This is a genomic window from Agrobacterium tumefaciens (assembly GCA_025559845.1).
Lineage (GTDB): Bacteria > Pseudomonadota > Alphaproteobacteria > Rhizobiales > Rhizobiaceae > Agrobacterium.
In genome coordinates this window covers 2,267,419-2,290,385 of sequence record CP048470.1, presented here as the reverse complement: position 1 = coordinate 2,290,385, position 22,967 = coordinate 2,267,419, and the positions used below count along the sequence as shown (strand labels likewise).

The following is a 22,967-nucleotide window of genomic DNA, read 5'->3' as shown; positions in this document are numbered from 1 at the left end:
GGACATGACATGCGAATGGATATTTCATCGCTCCTGGACGCCCCACCCTACCCTGCGGAGCGATACGGACGCCTTGCTGACAGACTGGCCCTCCTTCTCGGGACGACGAATGACGTTCTTCTCATTCAGGCTGAGGCCGTACTTGCGCTGGAGGCAGTTGCAACCAGCATTGCGCGTGAAGGAATAAGGGCCCTTAACATTGTCACCAGCCCCTACGGCACATGGTTTGGCGACTGGCTGACAAGAGGAGCCGCTGACGTCGACAATGTCTGCGCCACACCAGCCAAGCCGATCACGCTCGAAGCGGTGAGACGAGCGTTGGACAAGGCAGATTATGATGTCTTGTCTATCGTACATGCAGAATCGGCAACCGGCATCCTCAATCCTCTTCCAGAAATCGCCGCACTCGCGAGACAAAAGGGCGTACTTACCATAGTTGACGCCGTTGCATCGATTGGGGGCCATCCTGTTGACGTTGACAGGCTGGGCATAGATATCGCGGTCGTCGGGCCACAGAAAGCGCTGGCCGGCCCGGCCGGCGTTTCGGCAATTTCGGTCAGCCAGAGAGCCTGGAAAATCCTTGACCATGACCGCGCGCCGACAAATTCCATGCTGTCACTCCTCGATCAGAAGAAGCTCTGGCTGGACTGCGGACGTGCAGCTCTCCCAGGTACACCTGCACCGCTGGAGTTCTTTGCGCTCGAGGCCGCTCTCGATCGCATCGAGGCAGAAGGACTTCCAGCCGTTCATCGGCGTCACGCGCAGGCAACCCTTGCCACTCGTGCGGCACTTGAAGCACTTGCGACTTCAGCTTGGGTTGACGTACCCGACAACTCTGTTCTGGTCACTACGGCTATCCTGCCAGATGGGATAGACAGGGACACCTTCCTCACCGCAGCGAACTCTACGCCAGGCGCCGACATTACCGCTGGCGTTGGCCCTGGTGCCGAACGCCTGTTCAGGCTGAACCACACCGGACGTCGCGCGTCAGAAGAAGCCGTGAGGTCGAACATCGCCGCAGTTTCTGCGGCCCTTCGGCAGGTTGGATTGCCATCAGATGACGAAGCCGGTCGGTTGGCCATCGCCTCCGTCTACGGCGCGTAAAATCCCCTCTATTTTGCGGGGAAAAACGTAATTTCCATAAAGAGGCCGCAAGAAAGAACAGCTGCACATAGGTTCTTGTTAAAAATAGTAGACAAATCCCCGGCGCAATCTTGACGAAATCGTGGCAAAACGCGAAACTTAACACAACGTTAAACTGCGTGATAAAGGGGATTGGCCATGGTAGCAGGATTTAATATGCTTTCCTTTGACCTGTTCGGCATCGGCCGGAGAGCACCGATGCAGCCCGAGCGGGCCGAAACAGAATTCCAGAACCCCAAGTCTCCGAAGCCGGACAACGAACCCGATCAGCACGATAAGGATCAAGAATATGAACTGTTCTTCTGGTCGCTTTATCCGGTGATCTGAAGTTACAAATGGAAAAACAAAACCCGGCGGATCGCTCCTGCCGGGTTTTTTATTGTCTTGTCAGAGGTGATGCTGTCCACGGATGACCATGCACAGCAACATTCTTAGTGGTTGTCGCGCGGCAGCCCCTTTGTCTGAGCAATGCGCTGATATTTGACTGCTGGCTCGAGGACAGCACCTGTTTCCATCTGGCTGACGATACCGCGCTGGATTTCCTGCCACGGTGTCTGGTGATCCGGGAACTTATAACCGCCATCAGCAGAAAGTGCCGCATAACGGTTGGCAAGCTCCTCGCCGGAAATCAGGATATCTGCCGTGCCGCGACCGACGTCAACACGAACGCGGTCACCCGTTTGAAGAACAGCCAAGCCACCGCCTGCCGCTGCTTCTGGCGAGGCGTTGAGAATGGATGGGCTGCCTGATGTGCCGGACTGACGGCCATCACCGATGCAAGGCAGTGAGTTGACGCCTTCCTTGAGCAGGTAATCGGGAGCGCGCATGTTGACGACTTCAGCCGCGCCCGGATAACCGATTGGGCCGGCACCGCGCATGAACAGAATCGTGTTCGCGTCAATCTTCAGCGACGGATCGTCGATGCGGTGGTGATAGTCCTCTGGACCATCGAACACGACAGCGCGGCCTTCAAATGCTTCCGGATCATTGGGGTTCGAAAGATAACGGTCGCGGAATTCTTTCGAAATCACGCTGGTCTTCATGATCGCCGAGGAGAACAGGTTGCCGCGCAGAACGCGGAAACCTGCGCGCTCCTTGAGGGGCTGCTCGTAAGGACGAATAACTTTCTCATCTTCAATGATCGCGCCACGGCAGTTATCGCCGATCGTCTTTCCATTGACGGTCATAGCGTCTTCCTTGATGAGCCCTTGGGTCATCAACTGGTTGACGACTGCGGGTACACCACCGGCGTGGTAATAGTCTTCACCGAGATATTCACCGGCCGGCTGCAGGTTGACGAGCAACGGCACGTCTTCGCCGTAGGTCTGCCAGTCATCGACCGTCAGTTCTACGCCCACATGGCGGGCAAGACCATTCAGATGGATCGGAGCGTTGGTGGAGCCACCGATGGCAGAGTTAACGCGAATGGCGTTGATGAATGCATCCTTCGTCATGATGTCGGACGGCTTCAGATCTTCTTTGACCATTTCGACGATGCGAAGACCTGTCAGGTAAGATACCTCCTGACGATCGCGGTAAGGCGCGGGAATTGCGGCCGAACCAGGAAGCTGCATGCCAAGTGCTTCGGCGAGCGAATTCATGGTCGTTGCCGTGCCCATGGTGTTGCAATAGCCCGTAGATGGCGCAGACGAAGCAACAAGTTTGACGAACCCCTGATAGTCGATTTCACCCTTAGCCAGGAGCTCACGTGCCTTCCAGACGATGGTGCCCGAGCCTGTCCGTTCTCCACGGAACCAGCCGTTCAGCATAGGACCGACGGACAACGCGATGGCAGGAATGTTGACGGTGGCCGCCGCCATAAGACAGGCAGGGGTCGTCTTGTCGCAACCGATCGTCAGAACCACGCCATCGAGCGGGTAGCCGTAAAGTACTTCAACGAGACCGAGATAAGCCAGGTTGCGGTCTAGACCTGCGGTCGGACGCTTGCCTGTCTCCTGAATTGGGTGGACCGGAAACTCGATGGCGATACCACCGGCTTCACGGATACCTTCACGCAGGCGATTTGCGAGTTCAAGATGATGACGGTTGCAGGGTGAAAGGTCAGAACCGGTCTGCGCGATACCGATGATCGGGCGGTCGGACTGCAATTCGGCCTGGCTCAGACCGAAGTTCATGTATCGCTCGAGATATAGCGCTGTCATATCCGCGTTCGCGGGATTATCGAACCATGCGCGCGAGCGAAGCTTGCCCTGGGTTGCGGGTAGATTGTCGGATTTAGTCATGATGCAGGTCTCCAGCCTGAAGTGGCCAACGGTAAAATATTATCAAATGCGACAAGCTTATGTTGCACGCACAGAAAATGGAATCAGCATAAGGAGATCAGGCATAGCCGACAGAGGGCAGAGAGACGAGGCATAACGCGCCTGCTTTCAAATTTAGTCGAGCATTTTTCGATGTTTAGTACCATAACGGCACTCCGCAGCTTGGTTCCGGATCACCTGGGCAAACCGTTTTCCCCGGGATTTCCTAATCCCGGACCCAACTGGCTCCACCCGTTATTTGTATTACTATTAAATCCGAGCCTCTGATGTCAAGGTTTCAAACACGTGAAATCCTCCCCGCTCGACCGAAGTCTATTGCTGAACCAGAAACGTATTATATTATTGATTTATATAGTTCTTAATGGGCCTCATCCCATCTTGACACCCATGCACGAGCGAACAGCCTCAAAAAACACTTTTCAAAGATATTACTATATGCTCATACTGCCGTGTCAGCTGACTTCATCTCTGGGAGGATAAGATGAGAAAAGCAATCGCGGCAGTCACTGTCGCACTTTCAGCATGCCTTGCAACCGGCGTTTCTGCGCAATCGCTCACCGTTGGTTTTTCGCAGATCGGTTCTGAATCCGGATGGCGCGCGGCAGAAACAACGGTCACAAAGCAGCAGGCAGAAAAGCGTGGCATCACGCTTAAATTCGCTGATGCACAGCAAAAACAGGAAAACCAGATCAAGGCCGTTCGCGGCTTCATCGCTCAGGGTGTCGACGCAATCCTGATTGCGCCAGTCGTCGCCACCGGCTGGGATGCTGTCCTGAAGGAAGCCAAGGAAGAAAACATCCCTGTCATACTCCTCGACCGCCAGATCGAGGCACCCGACAGTCTGTATCTGACAGCCGTGACATCCGACCAGGTTCATGAAGGCAAGGTCGCGGGCGACTGGCTCGCCAAGGACGTCGGCTCTAAGGACTGCAAAGTGGTCGAATTGCAGGGCACGACCGGTTCGTCGCCTGCCATTAACCGCAAGAAGGGCTTTGAGGAGGCAATTGCCTCGCACAGCAACATCAAGATTGTTCGCTCGCAGACCGGTGACTTTACCCGCACCAAAGGCAAAGAAGTGATGGAAAGCTTCATTAAGGCCGAGGGCGGCGGCAAGGATATCTGTGCCGTCTACGCACACAATGATGACATGGCTGTCGGTGCAATCCAGGCAATCAAGGAAGCAGGCCTGAAGCCCGGAACCGATATCAAGGTTGTCTCGATCGACGCTGTTCCAGACATCTTCAAAGCCATGGCAGATGGTGAAGCAAATGCAACGGTGGAACTGACACCGGACATGGCAGGACCGGCGTTTGATGCACTGGATGCCTATCTGAAGGACAAGAAGGAGCCGGCAAAGTGGATTCAGACCGAATCCAAGCTCTACACGTCGTCCGATGATCCTATGAAGGTCTACGAGGCGAAGAAGGGGCTCGGATATTAATCCAGGCTCCACTTCAGGCGGAGCGGTACAGATGTGCCGTTCCGCACTCTTGATCCATCTGGGAAACTGCGACATGTCCGAACCGGCCACACTTTTGGAAGCACGCGCGATCGGCAAAGCCTTCCTCGGGATCAAAGCACTTGATGGCGTCGATTTCTCGGTACAGCGCGGTGAAATTCACGCGCTCCTCGGCGAAAATGGTGCGGGAAAATCAACTCTCATTAAGATTCTGACGGGCGTATATCATCGCGACAGCGGCTCGGTATTGCTGGAAGGTCAGGAGATCTCCCCGGCCAATGTTGGCGATGCACAGGCGCTCGGCATCGGCACGGTCTACCAGGAAGTGAACCTCCTAGAAAACCTCACAGTTGCCGAAAACCTTTTCCTAGGCCGCCAGCCGCGACGGTTCGGTATGATCGACCGCCGTGAGATGAGCAGGCGTGCGCTTGAATTGCTTTCGCGTTACGGCCTATCGATCGATGTGAACGCACTGCTTTCAACCTATTCAGTCGCAATACGCCAGATCATCGCCATTGCCCGGGCGGTCGACCTATCCGGCAAGGTCCTTGTCCTGGATGAGCCAACAGCGAGCCTGGATACGCACGAGGTTGAGATGCTCTTCGGGGTCCTCAGGCAATTGCGGAAGCAAGGTATTGGGACCGTCATCATCACGCATTTTCTCAATCAGGTGTATGACATTGCCGACCGGGTGACCGTTCTACGCAACGGTAAGCTCGTTGGCACCCGAGCCATTGAAGATCTTCCGCGTACCGATCTGATTTCAATGATGCTCGGGCGTGAGTTACAGCACATCACGCACGATCATGAGGCAGCCGAACAGACCATCACAGAGCGCGAGGCATCGATCCGCTTCGAGAATTACGGTAAGCGGGGCAGCGTCGCGCCATTCGATCTTGATGTGCGGGCGGGCGAAATTGTTGGCATCGCCGGTCTTCTCGGATCTGGTCGCACGGAAACGGCGTTCCTGCTGTTTGGCGTTGAACGCCCAGACAGCGGGAGAGCGATCATCGACGGCGCGCCGGTCGCAATCGGCTCTCCCGAAGCAGCAATCGCAGCAGGGTTCGGTTTCTGTCCCGAAGAGCGAAAGACCGACGGCATCATTGGCGACTTGTCTGTAACAGATAACATCGCGCTCGCCCTCCAGGCGAGGCAAGGCTGGGCCAGACCACTTTCCCGAAAACAGAAATCCGAGCTCGCAAAAGATTTCATTCAGTCCCTCGACATACGCCCCGCCGATCCGGATCGGCCGATCAAGTTTCTGTCTGGTGGAAATCAGCAAAAGGCCATTCTCGCTCGTTGGCTTGCGACCAATCCAAGGCTTCTGATCCTGGACGAGCCGACACGCGGGATCGATATCGGTGCCCATGCGGAAATTCTGAAGATGATAGAGAGGCTGTGCGCAGAAGGCATGTCTCTGGTTGTCATATCGTCCGAACTCGAGGAATTGACGGCGATAGCACACCGCGTGGTCGTCCTGTCGGACAGGCGTCATGTACGTGAGCTCGCGGGAGCGGACGTAACAGCAGACAACATCATGCGTGCCATTGCAGATGCAGCAAGAACGGAGGCTGCTTGATGCACGCGATCAAAAAACGCCTGAAAAGACTGTTTCCCCAGATTGCCGCCCTGGTTGTCATTCTCACCGCCATCACGGTGATTTCTCCCGGGTTTCTCAATGTTTCTTTCCAGAACGGGCGCCTCTACGGCAGCCTCATCGACATACTCGTGCGCGCCGCACCGGTTGCGCTTTTGACTGTCGGCATGACGCTGGTTATCGCGACAAGGGGCATCGACCTTTCCATTGGTGCCGTGATTGCGATTTGCGGCGCGGTTGCGGCGACACTGATCAGTGAAGGGCACTCCATTGCATCTGTTATCGTTATATCTCTTGCCGTCGGCATAGCCTGCGGCATCTGGAATGGTGTGTTGGTTGCCGTTCTCGATATCCAGCCCATCATCGCAACGCTCATATTGATGGTCGCGGGACGCGGGATCGCGCAGCTCATCACCGAGGGTGTCATTCTGACCTTCAACAATGATGGTTTTGCCGCGATCGGTTCAGGCACTCTTGCAGGCATTCCGCTGCCTGTCATCATCTGGGCAGCGACAGCGTTGGTTATCGGACTGCTGGTTCGCAAGACGGCACTCGGGTTTCTGATTGAGGCAACCGGTATCAACCGACGGGCCGCCTCTCTGGCAGGTGTCCGAGCCCGTTTCCTTCTGTTTTTCGCCTACGCCGTATCGGGATTGTGTGCAGCAATCGCCGGCATGATTGTCACCGCCGATATCCGCGGCGCCGACGCCAACAATGCCGGCCTTTGGCTTGAGCTCGATGCTATCTTGGCAGTGGTCATCGGCGGAACGTCTCTGAATGGCGGCCGCTTCTCGATCACGGCATCGCTGATTGGTGCCCTGATCATCCAGACGATCAACACCGGTATTCTGGTGTCGGGATTTCCGCCGGAATTCAATCTCATTATCAAGGCGGGTATCATTATTGTCGTGCTTACACTGCAATCTCCGGCAATTTTGACCCTTCTCGATTTTCTCAAAACCTCTAGGCCAAAGCCTCAAACCCCATCCCATACTGCCAACGGCGTGGGTAAAGAGGGAGCAGCGCGATGATACACAGCCGCAATCTTCCCTTCCTCACCACTCTGACGATCTTCGTCATCGCCTATATTCTTTGCGTCATTCAGTATCCGGCAATCTTCTCAACCCGCGTGATCGGTAACCTTCTGACGGACAACGCCTTCCTGGGGATTGCCGCAGTCGGAATGACCTTCGTCATATTGTCTGGCGGGATCGACCTATCGATAGGGTCTGTTATCGCCTTCACAAGTGTCTTCGTCGCGGTCATGGTTGGAACCTATAACGTCCACCCGCTGCTCGCCTTTACAGTAGTATTGGCGATCTCAACTCTGTTCGGTTGCCTGATGGGGGCGATGATCCGGTTCCTGTCTATCCCACCATTTGTGGTGACGCTTGCGGGTATGTTTCTGGCACGTGGTGCAGCCTACCTGATCTCGACGCAATCCGTGCCGATCTCCCATCCCTTTATCGATGCGATCCAGGGGTTTTACGTCCGCTTCCCGGGCGGCGGCCGACTGACGGCTCTTGCAATGTTGATGCTCATTGTCTTTGCAGCAGGCATCCTTATTGCAAGCCGCACGCGCTTCGGAGCCAATGTCTATGCACTTGGAGGTAATGTACAATCAGCCGAGCTCATGGGCGTTCCGATCGGGTCCACGACAATTGGCATTTATGCGCTCTCCGGCTTTTTGTCGGGCCTATCCGGCATCGTCTATACGCTTTACACCTCCTCGGGCTATTCATTGGCAACGGTCGGTGTTGAACTTGATGCAATCGCAGCCGTTGTCATAGGAGGTACCCTACTGACGGGCGGCACCGGACTGGTGGCCGGAACATTTGTCGGGCTTCTTATTCAGGGACTGATCCAGACATACATCGTTTTTGACGGCACACTTTCATCGTGGTGGACGAAAATCGCCATCGGCATTCTGCTTTTCGTCTTCATCGTGTTGCAGCGCGCAATCATCTGGTATTCAAACAGGAGACTGGCCGGGCCACATCCGGCCTGAAACATACGGAGGCGCACTTGGGGCTGCTGGAAACGACGATAAGTGGGCGAAAGCGCCGGAACAGCCACTCTCATGTGGTGTCCGAACTCGGCAGCGCCATCGTTTCGGGCAAAATTGCCGAAGGCGCTCTGCTTCCAAACGACGCCGAACTGTCGATGCGCTTTGGCGTGTCACGAACGGTGCTGCGCGAAACGATGAAGACGCTCGCAGCCAAAAGACTGGTGGAACCCAAGGCAAAAGTTGGTACGCGCGTCCTCAACCGTTCGAGCTGGAACTTCTTTGACCCCGACGTACTGGGCTGGCGTTGCGACGCTGGAATAGATCAGGAGTTCGTCAATCATCTCGCTGAAATCCGCTTGGCGCTGGAACCGGCTGCCGCTGCGGCCGCCGCCCTCCAGGCTTCAAACGAGGATATTGTTTCCCTTTACGTCATAGCCGCGAAATTCGACAATCAGCATCACACGCCGGAAAGCATCGCCAAGGTCGATCTCGAATTTCACTTGGCGGTTGCCCATATGTCGGGAAATCCGTTCATGCGTTCGGCAAGTGGTCTCATCGAGGCTGCACTTGCAATCTCGTTTAAGCTTTCGTCTCCTGCATCCTCGCCTGAGACAATTGCCGAAATCGCCTCGAACCACCTGCGGATCGTGCATGCGATCGCAGCCAGAGATTCCGATGGGGCGATCAAGGCGATGCGACACGTCATAGAAGTCGGCAAGGACCGGACACAAAGGGCAATCGACGGGCCCTAAAGAAAAAGGGCCCGCCTGTGCGGACCCATTGATTGATCGGTACGTTATCCCCTTGAGGCCTCGGCCTGCGGGACCACGCCACGGCGCGAAGCCATAAGGGTCGCACCCAAAAGTGTTGAAACACTTACGAAAACGAACACCATTGTTGCACCATGAAGATCGATCAGCAGCCCACCGAGAACGGCGCCGCTCGAAATGGCGATCTGAAACGTGGTTAGCAACAGCGCACCGGCACTCTCTGCTTCGTCGGACGCAACCCGCGTTACAAAACTCTGTACCGTGACGGGCAAACCACCGAAGGCAAAGCCCCAAAATGCGATCGCCACGGATGCAATGACTGGAGACGTACCTGCAAGCACCAGGACAGAAGCCGATGCAGCGATCAGGATCGCAACGATAGTTACAGCCCACGCCGCATTGCGCTCTGCGAGGAACCCACCAAAGAAATTACCGAAAAAACCACCGACGCCATAGGCCAAAAGCGCAAAGGAAATCGCCTCGATCCCGAATTTCGGAACCACTTCGAGAAATGGGCGAACATACGTAAATCCTGCGAACTGGCCCGCTACAACCAACATGGTAGTCAGAAGACCGATGCGCAATTGCGGCCGCTGCAACAATCGGAACATTGTCCCTAAGCTCGGGGCTCCGGCCGGGGCGAGAGCAGGTACTGTCAATATCTGGGCAAAGAACGCAACTACGCCAAGGATCGCAGCAACCGAGAACGCAGCGCGCCAACCCAAAGTCGCTCCAATCCATGCCCCAACCGGTGCTGCACAAACCGTTGCAAGCGACACGCCCGTGAGGATGATCGACATCGCGCGCGGTAGCTTTTCGAGCGGCACAAGCCGCAGCGCAAGGGCACCTGACATCGCCCAGAAACCGCCGAGCCCAATACCGAGCAGGACCCGCGATACCAAAAGCATTGAAAGCCCGTTTGCGAACGCGGCAAGCGTACTGGAGATGATGAGAAGGAGCGTAAGACCCAGGAGTGTCAATCGGCGGTCGACGCTTCGGGTACCGATGACAACTGCGGGTCCGGCAACTGCGGCTACGAGTGCTGTCACCGTGATGGATTGGCCAGCGATACCAGGACTGATCGAAAGATCGGCAGAGACGGGGGTCAAAAGACTGACCGGCAGGAATTCCGCTGTCACAAGTCCAAAAACGCCGAGCGAGAGCGAGAAGACCGCGGCCCATTTCGCGTCAGGTACGCGAGTGCGAGGGATATATTCAAGTTCGTTGGTCGTCCGGTTGGTCATAAAAATCTCCTGGCGGGCGCCGTGCAGCTAACGCAGGCATCCCTTGCAGAACAGGGTGAAGAAGATGGAAAGGAACGGCGGGATCATCGGGAGGTCATTCCCGCCGCACCAGGGAATGCACGTAACCTACGCGTGACACGCTGGCGTTTCCATGCTAAAAAATCCGTAATTCTTGACATAACGTCCAAAAAACTGAGGCCAGTATGAACGATGCCCTGACAGAGATGTTGCGCGGTTTGCGCCTTGACGGTGTCGAATATGGTCGTTGCCGTATGGCATCTCCATGGGCGACTGCCTTTCCCGACCAGGAGGCTGCGCGATTTCATTTCATTGGTGTCGGACAGGCAAAACTGCATAAGCCATCCGGCGATTGGCTCGATCTGAAATGCGGTGATGCCGTTCTTCTGCCGCGTGGACACGCGCACGTACTGGGCAGTAGCGAGAATGTTGCGCCAACGCCCTTCGATCGGTTTGGCAAGAAGGAAGTGTGCCAAGGCATTTTTGACATGCAATGTGCCAGTTCAGGCGGCGATACCGTCGCATTCACAGCTTCCATGCGGTTCAACATGGATCATCTCCATCCGCTTTTGCAGATGATGCCCGATGTGATGTTGACAAGCGACCTGGCAAAAAGCGATCCGGCTATTCCCCACTTGCTCGAAGCAATGACAAGGGAGGTTGAACTCAACCGTGTTGGGGCTGGCGGTATTCTTGCACGCCTTGCCGACGTGCTGACTGCAACGCTTATTCGAACCTGGGTCGAGCATGGCTGCGGCGATTCCAGTGGTTGGCTTGCGGCAGTCAGGAACCCCGAGCTCGGGAGGGTCCTCGCAGCTGTCCATCTTTCACCCGACAAAGACTGGAGTGTCGAGGAACTCGCAGCACTGATGGGCGCTTCACGTTCAAGTTTTGCGGAGCGTTTTACTCGTTTGGTCGGGGAAAGCCCCGCCCGTTACGTGGTACGCGTGAGGATGCACCAGGCGCGGCTTTGGTTGCGTGAAGGAATGCGGGTGACAGCAGCAGCAGAAAAACTTGGTTACGATTCCGAGGCCTCCTTCAGTCGTGCGTTCAAACGTGTTGTTGGCGCTCCGCCAAGCCAGTTCCGCAAGAAGGATTTCTCAACCCATGGCGATGCAACGTCAGAGATCGAAGCGATGATCGGTTGACGTAAATAGTCCGTTTCGAAAGCCCCTGCGCTTCCTCGGCAGACCATTTGGGACGACCTGCCCGCTGGTCTTTCACCAAGGGCGATCGGTTCATTGCGCCACACGAAAGTATTCAAATAAGCCATTACAAGGAAGTGCCGGGCTTGCCGCGAGCTACTTGGTCATTAAAACATTCATGTCGGGCGATGTTTGAGGTCACCGCCCGGCAGATAGGTTTTTTGGAGGAAAGCCGCACATGCTCGCAAATATTCTCATTGCGGTCGTCATCGCAATCCATCTCTATATCGTTGTGCTGGAGATGTTGCTCTGGGAGAAACCCGCAGGTCGCAAGGCGTTTGGCCTCACTGCTGATTTCGCAAGACAGACAAAGGTGCTTGCCGCAAATCAGGGGCTTTATAACGGGTTCATCGCTGCAGGGCTGACGTACGGTCTATTGCTGGGAGACGCCGGACTGACCTTCAAAGTCTTCTTCCTCATCTGTGTCGCGGTCGCTGGGATTTTCGGCGCTATCACCGCGAACATCAAAATCCTCTTCATTCAGACGCTCCCTGCCCTGCTGGCACTCGGAGCACTCACCTTCGCGACGACGGGAGTTTGATTCCATGACAATCTGGAACGATTTGCAGGCCAGAAACGCGCTCAATCGTATTTTCATGGCTGCTGTCTCCAGCGCAGACCCGGGAAAGGTTTTGCATCCACATCTACCCTCGCCGCCGAAAGGAAAATGTGTGGTGGTGGGCGCCGGCAAAGCATCTGCCGCGATGGCAGCGGCTCTGGATGCCGCCTGGCCCTCTGTTGACCTATCCGGCATTGTGGTCACCCGTTACGGCCATGCGGTTCCTGCTGGTCGGATCGAAATCATCGAGGCATCCCATCCGGTCCCTGATGCGATGAGCGAAGAAGCAGCTATCCGCATTCTCGCCGCCGTTCAAAATCTGGGCCCGGATGACATGGTCATCGCTCTGATTTCAGGCGGCGGCTCGGCACTCATGGTTGCTCCAGGCGACGGAATGACGCTTGCCGACAAAATGGCGGTCAACCGGGCGCTTCTTTCCAGTGGCGCGCCAATTTCGGAAATGAACGCTGTACGTAAACACTTGTCACGCATCAAGGGCGGGCGTCTGGCGCTCGCGGCCAAGCCGGCAAAGGTCGTCTCGCTGCTGATTTCGGACGTACCTGGCGATGATCCGTCTGAAATTGCGTCTGGCCCGACCGTTGCAGACCCAACGGACATCGCCACCGTCCGGGAGATCGTTTCGCGATACGGACTGGATTTGCCCGAAAGCGTACGCAACGTTCTTGAGAAAGGCGATGAAACACCCAAAGCGGGCGAGATCGAAGAAGATGTCCGCCTTATCGCCGCCCCGTCCCTGGCGCTCCAGGCCGCGGCGGAAGAAGCCCGCAAACTCGGTCTTCAGCCTCTTATCCTTGGAGATTCTCTTGAGGGAGAATCCAAGGATGTCGGTGCGGTGATGGCAGGCATCGCAATTTCTGCCAGCAAGAAAGGCTTGCCCATCAAAGGCCCGGCCGTGCTGCTTTCGGGCGGTGAAACAACGGTCACAATCGGAAAAGGCCCCGCGGGCAAGGGCGGCCGCAACACCGAATTCCTGTTAAGCCTTGCGCTGACGTTGAAGGGTGCGGCCGGGATATGGGCTATTGCTGGCGACAGTGACGGGATTGATGGCGTTGAAGATGCGGCCGGTGCGCTGGTAACCCCAGATACGCTTTCGCGCATCCACGCGGCGGGCATTGATGCTCGCCAGTCTCTGGTATACCACGACAGCTATACGGCATTTAAGGCCATAGACGACCTTGTCGTGACCGGTCCCACGCTCACGAACGTCAACGACATCAGAGCAATACTCATCGGATGAGAATTTGATGTACAAGCGGCCAATCAATCGCCGCGCAATGTCGGAATAGCTAAACCGGTACAATCAAACGAAATGGACCGGGGAGTTCCCGGTCCATTTGTTTCAGGTGCTACAGCTTTACCCAGCTCCCGTTCTTTGTCCCGGATTCGATGCAGGCTGTGACGAATGCGACGCCCTTCACTCCATCGTCGACGGTCGGGTAATTCACCGCTTTGTCGAGTGCGTCGCCAGAACGGCGCGCTTCGATGGCGTGCGCAGCTTCGGTGTAGATCGTTGCGAATGCTTCGAGATAGCCTTCTGGGTGACCTGATGGAATGCGCGTGACACGTCCAGCCGCAGCTCCGGCCCCCGCTCCACCGCGAGTGATAAGCTGTTTTGGCTCACCGAGCTTGGTAAACCACAGATAGTTCGGATCGGCCTGCGTCCACTCGATCCCGGCCTTTGTACCGTAGACACGGATCTTCAAGCCATTTTCATGCCCGACGGCCACCTGGCTGCACCACAACAGCCCCTTTGCAGGTTGCACCGAACCTTTTGACTTGAAGCGCAACATGACGTGCGCATTGTCATCGAGGCGACGTCCCTCGACGAAAGTGTGAACGTCTGCAGCAAGCTCGTCGGCTTCAAGACCGGAGATAAAGCAACCAAGGTTATAGGCGTGGGTTCCGATATCGCCGGTAGAACCACCCGCCCCCGACTGCGCAGGATCGGTCCGCCAGACAGCCTGTTTTGCACCGGTCTGTTCGATAGGTTCGGCCAGCCAGTCCTGAGGATACTCCATCTGGACAAGACGAATGTCACCAAGAGCGCCACTTTCTACCAGTTCCCGGGCGTGACGCACCATTGGATAGCCTGTGTAGTTGTGTGTCAGGACGAACAGTGCGTCGGCCTTGTCGGCCACCTCTTTCAACTTTCTGGCATCGTCGAGATTGGAGGTCAGCGGTTTATCGCAGATGACGTGAATACCACGCTCCAGAAACGCCTTTGCAGCGGGATAGTGCACGTGGTTCGGCGTGACAATTGCGACAGCTTCAATGCCATCATCCCTTGCGGCTTCCCTCTCGGCCATTTCTTCAAACGAGCCATAGCAGCGATCTTCATCCAGCCCCAGTTCAAGACCGGACGCCCTCGATTTTTCCGGCGTCGAGGACAAGGCGCCGGCCACAAGGTCAAAACGGTTGTCGAGCCGCGCCGCCATACGGTGAACACCGCCGATAAATGCGCCTGTACCGCCGCCCACCATACCGAGACGAATGCGCTTGCTTGCCGCCTTGTCGGTCGTCTTTCCTTCAATTGCCATAATATTTCCTCACCTATTCCATTACTTACAGACCGAGCATACGACGGTTGGCTGCATCGTCAGTGCCGCTAGATGCAAAGTCGTCGAACGCTTTTTCGGTGACCCGAATGATGTGCGCCTTTACGAACTCAGAACCTTCTCTTGCACCGTCTTCAGGATGTTTGATGGCGCATTCCCATTCGACAACAGCCCATCCATCGAAATCGTTGGCTGCCATTTTGGAAAAGACCGCACCGAAATCCACCTGCCCGTCACCAAGCGACCGGAACCGGCCGGCACGATTGACCCAACCCTGATAGCCGCCATAAACGCCCTGTCGTCCGGTCGGATTGAACTCGGCATCCTTGACGTGGAACATCTTGATGCGGTCTTTGTAGATGTCGATGTTGTCGAGATAATCGAGGCATTGCAGTACGTAGTGTGATGGATCGTAGAGCATGTTGGCACGCGGATGGTTTTTCACGCGCTCCAGGAACATCTCGAACGTAGTGCCGTCGTGAAGATCTTCGCCGGGATGAATTTCGTAGCAGACGTCAACTCCCTGCTCATCCGCATAGTCGAGGATCGGCGTCCAGCGTTTGGCGAGTTCATCAAACGCCGTTTCCACCAGACCTGCCGGACGTTGTGGCCATGGATAAATGAATGGCCAGGCCAATGCGCCGGAAAATGTCGCATGCGCCTTGATACCGAGATTACGTGAGGCTTTCAGAGCGAGCTTGACCTGTTCAACGGCCCATTGCTGACGAGCCTTAGGGTTGCCACGAACTTCGGGGACGGCGAACCCATCGAACGCTTCGTCATACACCGGATGCACGGCAACGAGCTGGCCTTGCAAATGGGTTGAAAGTTCGGTCACCTCCACGCCGTTTGTGCGGGCGACGCCGGCGAACTCATCGCAATAGTCTTTCGATTCAGCTGCTTTTTTCAGATCGATGAGCTGGCTTGCCCAGGTGGGAACCTGGACACCTGCGTAACCTTTTTCCGCCGCCCACTTGGTAATTCCGTCCCAGGTATTGAACGGCGCAGCGTCGCCAGCAAACTGGCCAAGGAAAATGCCCGGCCCTTTGATCGTCTTCATAAAAACTCCTCCTGTATCGATACAGATGCGCGATAAAATCGCTTTGGCTCCCAATCGCCAAGCTAACCGCTCGTTATTTTCTGGCAACCCCCAAATGCGATCGGGAGGAGACAAACAGCATATTTCACTCAGAACGTGTGGAGCAGAAGATCACAAAGCGATACCGCTTGCGCGATCAAAGACGTGCACGCGCTCATGACTGATGCTGGCAGCGAAAGGCGTATTGACGCGGACAGGCTGTTCGCCGTCAACGACCGCAGTGACCTGATCTCCTGCAAGCTCGAAAATCACATGGGTTTGCGCACCGGTTGGCTCGACGAGAACCGTTCGACCGGACAGAGCGACGTCGCCTCCTGTGGTCGAGCCGATATGCTCGGGTCTTAAACCTATTGTCACCGATTGACCGCGCTTGACCTTTTTGCCCGTCGAAATGCGAATGGCCGTGCCGTCCTTCAGGCGAGCGGCAGGTTCGTTGCCTTCACCATCAACCACGCATTCAATGAGGTTCATCGCCGGAGAACCAATAAAGGCCGCCACGAAAAGATTTGCAGGCGTCTTGTAGAGTTCGAGCGGAGTACCCTGCTGTTCGATGCGGCCATGGTTGAGAACGACAACACGATCCGCGAGCGTCATTGCCTCAATCTGGTCGTGGGTGACGTAAATGGATGTGGTCCCAACTTTCTGATGCAACGCCTTGATTTCGCTTCGCATCTGCACTCGGAGCTTGGCATCAAGGTTTGACAGAGGTTCATCGAAGAGGAAGACGGCAGGGTTGCGCACGACCGCACGTCCCATGGCGACACGTTGCCGCTGACCACCGGAAAGCTGGGAAGGCTTGCGTTCCAGCAACTTACCGAGATCAAGCATGCGCGCCGCTTCCGCAACGCGTTCATCAATGACATTTTTCGGCTGGCCAGCAAGCTTGAGGTTAAACCCCATGTTCTCGGCAACGGTCATGTGCGGGTAAAGCGCGTATGACTGAAACACCATCGCAATATTGCGCTCACGCGGTGTCATTCCGTTGACGATGGTGCCACCAATGTGAATGTCACCGTCAGTGATTTCCTCGAGACCGGCAATCATGCGCAGCAACGTGGACTTGCCGCAGCCGGAAGGGCCAACCAGAGCAATGAATTCGCCATCTGCAATATCGAGAGAGATGCCGTGAATGACATCAAGCGCGGCGTAGGACTTGCGGATATCCTTAAGTTCAACGGAAGCCAATTTATGCTCCTTTCAAGTCACGATTTGACGGCGCCGGCCGTGAGACCTGCGATGATGTGTTTCTGAGCAAGGAAAAAGACGATGACGGTGGGCAGAATGGTCAGGGTAATAAAAGCAAGAACAAGCTGCCATTCCGTCCCGAATTCGCCGCGATAGACCATGATCCCAAGGGGCCACGGATACTTGGATTCCGAATTCAGCATGATGAGAGGCAGGATGTAGCTGTTCCAGCTTCCGACGAATGACACGATGCCGACAGTCGCTACGATCGGTCGAGAAAGTGGCAGAGATATATGCCAGAAGAAGCGTAAATAACCGCAGCCATCCACGAATGCTGCCTGGAACAACTCCTCGGGCAAATTGCGGAAGTAATTGCGAAAAAGCAGGATGCTCATACCCAGACCAAATGCCACCTGGGGCAGGACGACGCCCCAGTAAGTATCGAGCAGGCCGAGATCGCGGATACGAATGAACAGCGGCAGGATTGCAGTCGCTGCCGGGAACATCAGCCCCAACAGGAAGTAATTGAGAAGGAACGATGAACCAAAAAATTTGACGTGCGCAAAGGTGAAGGCAGCCATCGCAGACACCGTGAGGGTCAAGAAGACCGTCAGGACTGCGATCACCAGCGAATTGAATATTTGCAGCCAGTAACGCTTGCCAAACAGGATGTCGCCGTAGTTGGCCCACTGCCACTCCTGAGGCACACCGAAGGGATTGACACGCAGGTCGCCCAACGTCTTGAAGCCGCCAAGCGCAGTTGTCAAAAGCGGCACCAGCACGATCGCGGCAATCAGGCTCAAAGAAACGTAGAGATAGAGCTTCGTCTGAAGCGGCATGCGGACGGAGGTGGATGTATCAGTCATGGCGCATGAAAATCCTTTTGTAACCGAAGGCGAGCGTCACGCAGATAATGAAAAGAACGACGCCAACTGCACTCCCAAGCCCAACCTGCATGCGCATGACGCCGTAGGTGTAGAGGAAGGTGACCATGGTCTGTGTTGAATTGGACGGGCCGCCACCGGTGAGCGGCATGATCATGTCGAAGAGCTGCAAGGAACCTATCACTGCAAAAAACACAGAGAGGCGGACGGTCGAGCCCAACATCGGCAATGTGACGTAGCGGAACTTCTGCCAGCCGCTGGCACCGTCGATTTCGGCAGCCTCCAGGACATTCTTGTCGACCGACTGCAGGCCCGCGATGAAAAGCATCATATGGAACCCGAAGTACTTCCAGACGATAACCCCTAGCACGGCATAGATTGCGACATCCTTGTCCGCCAGAACATAGGGGTTGGCAAATCCGAAGAAACTGGAAATCGCTGCAAACAGTCCGTAATCGCCATCATAAACGAACCGCCAGATCAGGCCTGCAGCGACGTCAGCAAGCACGTAGGGCAGGAAAAACACAAGTCGGAAGGCAACGACGCCTGGAATCCGGTGCGCCAGCATCATCGCAAGCCAGATGGCGAGTGGGATCTGAATCAACACGGAAATGAGGATGATGAGGCCGTTGTTGAGAAGCGCCTGTGAGAAAGCCGCATTGCCGAAAAGAACTTGGAAGTTCCTAAGGCCGACAAACTCGGTGGGCGTACCATAACCGTTCCAGCGATAGAGACTGTACCACGCGGCCTCGCCCATCGGCAAAATGACGAAGAGCGTGAAAAGCAACAGCGCCGGCGGAAGAAAAACAAGAAGCGTGAGCGCCCGGTCGTGGGCAACAGAGCTTTGCTTATGCTTGGCTTTAGCAGCCACGCGCACGGCTGTGGGTGCAGAAGTCATGGAGATGTCCGTCATCGTTATCCGCTTTCTTGAGTGCAGATAGAGAATTTCCCGTGGAGGAGTCGACCCAACAAAGCTCGGCCATCCGCCCCAAAATCAGGTGAGAGCTTTGCCTAACGCCCTGCTGGACCAACGCTCTCAAATCGAGGGATGCCGCGACGGCACGCGACATCCCGTTGGCAGATGTCAACGGAGCTCGAAAGCGTCCTGGATCTGCTGCGCACCTTCTTCCGATGTCATTTGCCCTGAGACGATTTCGACCGACACATCGTTGACGACACGTCCGACAGCAGCACCAAGCGTTTGGTCGAAGAAGTTCTGGTGCCATGTGGACCCGGCGAGCTGTTTCGCGGAATCGGCCAGAAGTGGGTTTTTGACGGCACCATCTGCACCAGTCGCGACCGGCAGCAACATACCCGCAGCCGCCATCTTCTCTTCACTTTCCTTACTGGTCAGGAACGTGGCGAAGTCGATGGCCTCCTTCGACGCATTTTTTGTCACCGCCCATCCATTGAGGCCACCAAGCGTATCCGTGGCCTTTCCAGCACCGCCTTCAACCACAGGAAATGCGAAGCGACCGATATTGTCAGCAGCAAGGCCTTTGCCATCGCCGGCATTCTTGCGCTGGTTGGCTTCAGTGTTGTCGAAACCAAGGATCATCGCGGCCTTGCCGTCGCCAAAGACACCGAGCGCCTGGGGCCAGGTAGATCCAAGATACCCTGGCTGGAAGGGCTCGAGCTTGCCGAACTCCGCCAGTTGCTCGCCTGCCTTGATGATTGCGGGGTCCTTAAACCCTTCACCCTCCCCCTTGCGCGCCGCCTCAAACACTGTCTGGCCGCCATTGCGCATGACGAGATAGCTCCAGTAAAAATGGATTGGCCATTTTTCACCGCCGCCACCTGCGATCGGAACGATACCTGCGTCCTTGATTTTCTTGACGACACTACCGAGATCATCCCAGGTCTTGATGTCGTCTGCTTTCACACCCGCTTTGGCAAAAAGTTCCTTGTTGTAGAAGAAACTCACCAGGCTCACCTTGTAGGGGACGGCCCATACTTTACCGTCGAACGAAAGGCCATCGATGGCTGAACCATTGTACGATTGGCGAAGCTTGCCGCCATCGGCGTCGAAAACTTCAGTCAGATCCTTCAGTGCGCCCGTCTGAGACTGCTCCTGGAGGACACCGCCGCCCCAGCTGTAAAAGAAATCCGGGACATCGTTTGATTGCAGGAGTGTGGGAAGCTTTGCCTTGAATGCCTCGTTTTCCAGGAACTGAAGCTGGACGTCGACATCAGGATGTTTCGCCTCGTAGTCCTTGGCGATCTCCTCCCAAACTGCCACAGCCTTCGGGTCAAGCTCCACATGCATCCATTTCACGACAGTTGCCGCTGAAACATTCGCCGTACCCAGCATAAGGGTAATACTTGTTGTCGCGGCAAAGGACATCATCCTGCCGCCCAGGCTAGCGCCTGCGTGCCAATAAGTCATGTCTGTGATCCTCCCTGGGGACTTCCTCACCATTTATTCCCCAATGCGGATTAATTCAGCCGACATGCCGCACATTGTCAAGGCGCCTTGCCAATTTTTTACCCAAACAGCTTGACACACCCCCTCCAGGCGACGTTATTTAATCCGCATCCCGATGTAATTTACCTTCGAGACCCACAAACAGCGCAGCAGGACCCCATGAAGACCGCAGACCCAGAACTGATGCGCGCGATCAACAGGTTAAGCGTACTGGATACCATCCGTCGCCACGGCCCGATCTCAAGGGTGGAGATCAGCGAACGAACTCAACTTTCCACGACAACCGTTTCAGCCATCACGGCATCTTTGCTCGACGACGGTCTCATTCTGACGCGCCACGTCGGTGACATTCGCGCTGAAAGTGCACGGGGACGACCACGCGTCATGCTTGAACTCAATCCGGATGCAGCCAGGGTCGTTGGTGCTAAGATCGCGGCTAACCGGATGGTCTTTGTCGTAACCGATTTTTGCGGAAACGTCCTTTCCACCCTTTCCCTGCCAATCCGCGTCGATCGCCAACCGATTGGCGTCATTGCAGATCTTGTAGAGGATGGGGTAAGGCGCTGTGTACTTGATGCTGGCCTGTCGCTGGAAGACGTAGATATGGTTTGCCTTGGATTGCCCGGCGTCATCGAACACCGGACAGGCAGGATCCGCAGCAGCCCGATCCTGCGGGAGGTCAACGTCGATTTCGCCGAAGCGATGACGGCCAGACTGACGACCGCCACGATCATTGAAAGCGATGCCCACGCGATAACGCTTGCCCATCATTGGTTCGGGCACGCGCGCGAACTTGAAGACATGGTCCTGATTTCGCTTGAGCAAACACTCGGACTAGGCGTGCTGCACCAGAACCAGCTTTTTCGGGGCGCAGGCGGTTTAAGCCACAATCTCGGAGATCTCGTTATTCATCTCGCCAGTGAAGGCACTGTGCGCCTTGCGAGCCAGGCAGGCGAGACTGCGATTCTCGGCTCACGTCCCGTCGACAGTCGCTTTGCTGAAGCAATCCGCATCGGACGCGGCATGCAACACGCTCACGCATTGATCGAAGCGGAAGATGACGGGTTGATCTCGGCAGCGCAACGCGCGGGCGAAGCCATAGGGTTGACGCTCGCCAATATCGTTACGCTCTTTGCCCCGCCACGCGTCATCATAACCGGGTCTAGCCTTGAACTGGGAGAGCCCTTCATTGCCGCCATTCGCGACAGCTACACTGCGGCGGTCCCGCCGTCTCTGGCTGGCGTTGCGGAACTTGTCTTCGATCTTTCAAGCGACGAATTGTGGGCACAGGGGGCGGCGGCTGTCGCACTCTATGAGCTTTACGAATCGCCGTGGAATACAACAGGGCCGGCTCTTTAGCAGCGCCCCCAATTCTGATTTACGGGAGGAAATCACATGAAACGTGTAGGTATCGGCATCATCGGCTGTGGCAACATCTCAAGTGCCTATCTGAAGGCTATGGCGTCGTTTCCCATTTTGGACATTCGCGGTCTTGCTGACATGAATGCGGACGCGGCCAAGGCACGCGCAGAGGAATTTGGTCTTAAGGCGCGCTCAATCGATGAGCTTTTTGCCGATCCCGAAATAGAGATTATCGTCAACCTCACAATCCCGAAAGCGCATGTCGAGGTTGGATTGCGCGCGCTCGATGCAGGCAAGCACACCTATTCTGAAAAACCTCTCGGGATCAATTTCGCCGAAGGCAAGCGCCTGGCAGAGGAAGCAAAAGCAAAGAAGCTGCGTATCGGTTCAGCACCCGACACGTTTCTCGGCGGCGGACACCAGACCGCACGCCGGCTCATCGACGAGGGTGTGCTTGGCATACCGGTTGGCGGGACGGCCAACTTCATGTGCCCGGGACACGAGCGCTGGCACCCAAACCCCGGCTTTTATTACGAGGTCGGCGGCGGTCCAATGCTTGACATGGGCCCTTATTACATCACCGATTTGGTCAATCTCCTCGGCCCAGTAGCGAAGGTTGCAGGGTTTGCTACGACACCAAGAAGCGAGCGCCTTATCACCAGCCAGCCCAAGAACGGCGAAAAGATCCCTGTCCACGTGGCAACGCATGTTGCGGGCGTACTGGCATTTGAAAGCGGGGCAGTCGTTCAGGTCGGCATGAGCTTTGATGTCGCCGGTCACAAACACGTACCACTCGAAATCTACGGTACGGAGGGGACCCTAATTGTACCCGATCCGAACCATTTCGGTGGCGAGGTGCAATTGCTGAAAAAAGGTGGCGCGTTCGAAACACAGGATCTCTCCTCGCCCTATGCAGACGGAAATTACCGCTCTATCGGTGTGGCAGATATGGCCTACGCCATCCGCGACGGCCGTCAACATCGTGCCAATGGCGATCTTGCGCTTCATGTCCTGGAAGTCATGGAGGCTTTCCAGACCGCGTCTGATACCGGCAATACCGTATCCATCACCACCGGTGTGGAGCGACCTGCCCCACTCGACATCTCGCTGGTCGACGGCCAGCTCGGTAAATAATCCTGAGGAGGAATTAA

Annotated in this window: 20 protein-coding genes; 12 read left to right on the top strand and 8 right to left on the bottom strand. The window is 55.9% G+C overall.

From position 1 onward, the window contains the following. Window positions 1–9: 9 nt before the first annotated feature. Together FY156_26815 and FY156_26810 are read left to right on the top strand one after the other, a co-directional pair. Window positions 10–1,104 carry an alanine--glyoxylate aminotransferase family protein gene (locus tag FY156_26815; GenBank protein ID UXS05049.1) on the top strand — a complete coding sequence of 365 codons (1,095 nt, stop codon included), beginning with the start codon at window positions 10–12 and terminating at the stop codon, window positions 1,102–1,104. A 177-nt stretch (window positions 1,105–1,281) separates the two neighbouring features. After that, window positions 1,282–1,470: a hypothetical protein gene (locus FY156_26810; GenBank protein ID UXS05048.1), complete on the top strand. Its 189-nt coding sequence runs from the start codon at window positions 1,282–1,284 to the stop codon at window positions 1,468–1,470. Between the two features lie 104 nt (window positions 1,471–1,574). Here FY156_26810 and FY156_26805 read toward each other — a convergent pair whose 3' ends face one another. Continuing rightward, window positions 1,575–3,386, bottom strand: a complete 1,812-nt coding sequence (locus FY156_26805; GenBank protein ID UXS05047.1) for a dihydroxy-acid dehydratase family protein — start codon at window positions 3,384–3,386, stop codon at window positions 1,575–1,577. 520 nt (window positions 3,387–3,906) lie between these two features. Between FY156_26805 and FY156_26800 the strand changes: the two genes are divergently transcribed. The 5 genes from FY156_26800 (at window position 3,907) to FY156_26780 (ending at window position 9,241) form a co-directional block, all read left to right on the top strand. Next, the gene (locus tag FY156_26800) at window positions 3,907–4,866 is read left to right on the top strand and encodes an ABC transporter substrate-binding protein (GenBank protein UXS05046.1); all 960 of its coding nucleotides are present in this window, start codon (window positions 3,907–3,909) and stop codon (window positions 4,864–4,866) included. A 73-nt stretch (window positions 4,867–4,939) separates the two neighbouring features. After that, complete coding sequence (locus FY156_26795) at window positions 4,940–6,463, top strand: sugar ABC transporter ATP-binding protein (protein UXS05045.1); 1,524 nt, start codon at window positions 4,940–4,942, stop codon at window positions 6,461–6,463. Further along, window positions 6,463–7,512 carry an ABC transporter permease gene (locus FY156_26790; GenBank protein UXS05044.1) on the top strand — a complete coding sequence of 350 codons (1,050 nt, stop codon included), beginning with the start codon at window positions 6,463–6,465 and terminating at the stop codon, window positions 7,510–7,512. The genes FY156_26795 and FY156_26790 overlap by 1 nt, the downstream gene beginning before the upstream one ends. Further along, on the top strand, window positions 7,509–8,489 hold the full coding sequence (yjfF, locus tag FY156_26785; protein UXS05043.1) for a sugar ABC transporter permease YjfF: 981 nt from the start codon (window positions 7,509–7,511) through the stop codon (window positions 8,487–8,489). Before FY156_26790 ends, yjfF begins: the two co-directional genes overlap by 4 nt. 17 nt (window positions 8,490–8,506) lie before the next feature. Then, window positions 8,507–9,241, top strand: a complete 735-nt coding sequence (locus tag FY156_26780) for a FadR family transcriptional regulator (protein UXS05042.1) — start codon at window positions 8,507–8,509, stop codon at window positions 9,239–9,241. Window positions 9,242–9,285: 44 nt separating this feature from the next. Here the strand turns inward: FY156_26780 and FY156_26775 are convergent, their stop codons facing one another. Then, complete coding sequence (locus FY156_26775; GenBank protein ID UXS05041.1) at window positions 9,286–10,503, bottom strand: MFS transporter; 1,218 nt, start codon at window positions 10,501–10,503, stop codon at window positions 9,286–9,288. Window positions 10,504–10,706: 203 nt separating this feature from the next. Between FY156_26775 and FY156_26770 the strand changes: the two genes are divergently transcribed. From FY156_26770 to FY156_26760, 3 genes are all read left to right on the top strand, one after another. Next, window positions 10,707–11,669, top strand: coding sequence for an AraC family transcriptional regulator (locus FY156_26770; GenBank protein UXS05040.1), 963 nt, complete (start codon window positions 10,707–10,709; stop codon window positions 11,667–11,669). 235 nt (window positions 11,670–11,904) lie between these two features. Continuing rightward, a complete protein-coding gene (locus FY156_26765; GenBank protein UXS05039.1) occupies window positions 11,905–12,267 on the top strand; it encodes a DUF1304 domain-containing protein in 363 nt (120 codons plus the stop codon). 4 nt (window positions 12,268–12,271) lie between these two features. Further along, window positions 12,272–13,543: a glycerate kinase gene (locus FY156_26760; protein ID UXS05038.1), complete on the top strand. Its 1,272-nt coding sequence runs from the start codon at window positions 12,272–12,274 to the stop codon at window positions 13,541–13,543. A gap of 109 nt (window positions 13,544–13,652) precedes the next feature. Here the strand turns inward: FY156_26760 and FY156_26755 are convergent, their stop codons facing one another. From FY156_26755 to FY156_26730, 6 genes are all read right to left on the bottom strand, one after another. Then, window positions 13,653–14,843, bottom strand: coding sequence for a Gfo/Idh/MocA family oxidoreductase (locus tag FY156_26755; GenBank protein ID UXS05037.1), 1,191 nt, complete (start codon window positions 14,841–14,843; stop codon window positions 13,653–13,655). A gap of 25 nt (window positions 14,844–14,868) precedes the next feature. After that, on the bottom strand, window positions 14,869–15,921 hold the full coding sequence (locus FY156_26750) for a sugar phosphate isomerase/epimerase (protein ID UXS05036.1): 1,053 nt from the start codon (window positions 15,919–15,921) through the stop codon (window positions 14,869–14,871). Window positions 15,922–16,071: 150 nt separating this feature from the next. Next, a complete protein-coding gene (ugpC, locus tag FY156_26745; protein UXS05035.1) occupies window positions 16,072–17,145 on the bottom strand; it encodes a sn-glycerol-3-phosphate ABC transporter ATP-binding protein UgpC in 1,074 nt (357 codons plus the stop codon). Window positions 17,146–17,162: 17 nt separating this feature from the next. Continuing rightward, window positions 17,163–18,011, bottom strand: a complete 849-nt coding sequence (locus FY156_26740; GenBank protein UXS05034.1) for a carbohydrate ABC transporter permease — start codon at window positions 18,009–18,011, stop codon at window positions 17,163–17,165. Next, window positions 18,004–18,942 (bottom strand): sugar ABC transporter permease, encoded by a 939-nt coding sequence (locus FY156_26735; protein UXS05033.1) that lies wholly within the window; start codon window positions 18,940–18,942, stop codon window positions 18,004–18,006. The genes FY156_26740 and FY156_26735 overlap by 8 nt, the downstream gene beginning before the upstream one ends. A 171-nt stretch (window positions 18,943–19,113) precedes the next feature. Next, window positions 19,114–20,415, bottom strand: a complete 1,302-nt coding sequence (locus FY156_26730; GenBank protein UXS05032.1) for an extracellular solute-binding protein — start codon at window positions 20,413–20,415, stop codon at window positions 19,114–19,116. 198 nt (window positions 20,416–20,613) lie between these two features. Between FY156_26730 and FY156_26725 the strand changes: the two genes are divergently transcribed. After that, the gene (locus FY156_26725) at window positions 20,614–21,813 is read left to right on the top strand and encodes an ROK family transcriptional regulator (GenBank protein ID UXS05031.1); all 1,200 of its coding nucleotides are present in this window, start codon (window positions 20,614–20,616) and stop codon (window positions 21,811–21,813) included. A gap of 36 nt (window positions 21,814–21,849) precedes the next feature. Further along, on the top strand, window positions 21,850–22,950 hold the full coding sequence (locus FY156_26720; protein ID UXS05030.1) for a Gfo/Idh/MocA family oxidoreductase: 1,101 nt from the start codon (window positions 21,850–21,852) through the stop codon (window positions 22,948–22,950). Window positions 22,951–22,967: the final 17 nt, after the last annotated feature.

Bases quoted from the DNA above. Each gene is read 5' to 3' on its own strand.
- FY156_26735 (UXS05033.1), bottom strand. From the start codon at position 18,942: ATGACGGACATCTCCATGACTTCTGCACCCACAGCCGTGCGCGTGGCT.
- FY156_26775 (UXS05041.1), bottom strand. From the start codon at position 10,503: ATGACCAACCGGACGACCAACGAACTTGAATATATCCCTCGCACTCGC.
- FY156_26810 (UXS05048.1), top strand. From the start codon at position 1,282: ATGGTAGCAGGATTTAATATGCTTTCCTTTGACCTGTTCGGCATCGGC.
- FY156_26805 (UXS05047.1), bottom strand. From the start codon at position 3,386: ATGACTAAATCCGACAATCTACCCGCAACCCAGGGCAAGCTTCGCTCG.
- FY156_26730 (UXS05032.1), bottom strand. From the start codon at position 20,415: ATGACTTATTGGCACGCAGGCGCTAGCCTGGGCGGCAGGATGATGTCC.
- FY156_26720 (UXS05030.1), top strand. From the start codon at position 21,850: ATGAAACGTGTAGGTATCGGCATCATCGGCTGTGGCAACATCTCAAGT.
- FY156_26770 (UXS05040.1), top strand. From the start codon at position 10,707: ATGAACGATGCCCTGACAGAGATGTTGCGCGGTTTGCGCCTTGACGGT.
- yjfF (UXS05043.1), top strand. From the start codon at position 7,509: ATGATACACAGCCGCAATCTTCCCTTCCTCACCACTCTGACGATCTTC.
- FY156_26795 (UXS05045.1), top strand. From the start codon at position 4,940: ATGTCCGAACCGGCCACACTTTTGGAAGCACGCGCGATCGGCAAAGCC.
- FY156_26750 (UXS05036.1), bottom strand. From the start codon at position 15,921: ATGAAGACGATCAAAGGGCCGGGCATTTTCCTTGGCCAGTTTGCTGGC.
- FY156_26790 (UXS05044.1), top strand. From the start codon at position 6,463: ATGCACGCGATCAAAAAACGCCTGAAAAGACTGTTTCCCCAGATTGCC.
- FY156_26815 (UXS05049.1), top strand. From the start codon at position 10: ATGCGAATGGATATTTCATCGCTCCTGGACGCCCCACCCTACCCTGCG.
- FY156_26740 (UXS05034.1), bottom strand. From the start codon at position 18,011: ATGACTGATACATCCACCTCCGTCCGCATGCCGCTTCAGACGAAGCTC.
- FY156_26725 (UXS05031.1), top strand. From the start codon at position 20,614: ATGAAGACCGCAGACCCAGAACTGATGCGCGCGATCAACAGGTTAAGC.
- FY156_26765 (UXS05039.1), top strand. From the start codon at position 11,905: ATGCTCGCAAATATTCTCATTGCGGTCGTCATCGCAATCCATCTCTAT.
- FY156_26760 (UXS05038.1), top strand. From the start codon at position 12,272: ATGACAATCTGGAACGATTTGCAGGCCAGAAACGCGCTCAATCGTATT.
- FY156_26755 (UXS05037.1), bottom strand. From the start codon at position 14,843: ATGGCAATTGAAGGAAAGACGACCGACAAGGCGGCAAGCAAGCGCATT.
- FY156_26800 (UXS05046.1), top strand. From the start codon at position 3,907: ATGAGAAAAGCAATCGCGGCAGTCACTGTCGCACTTTCAGCATGCCTT.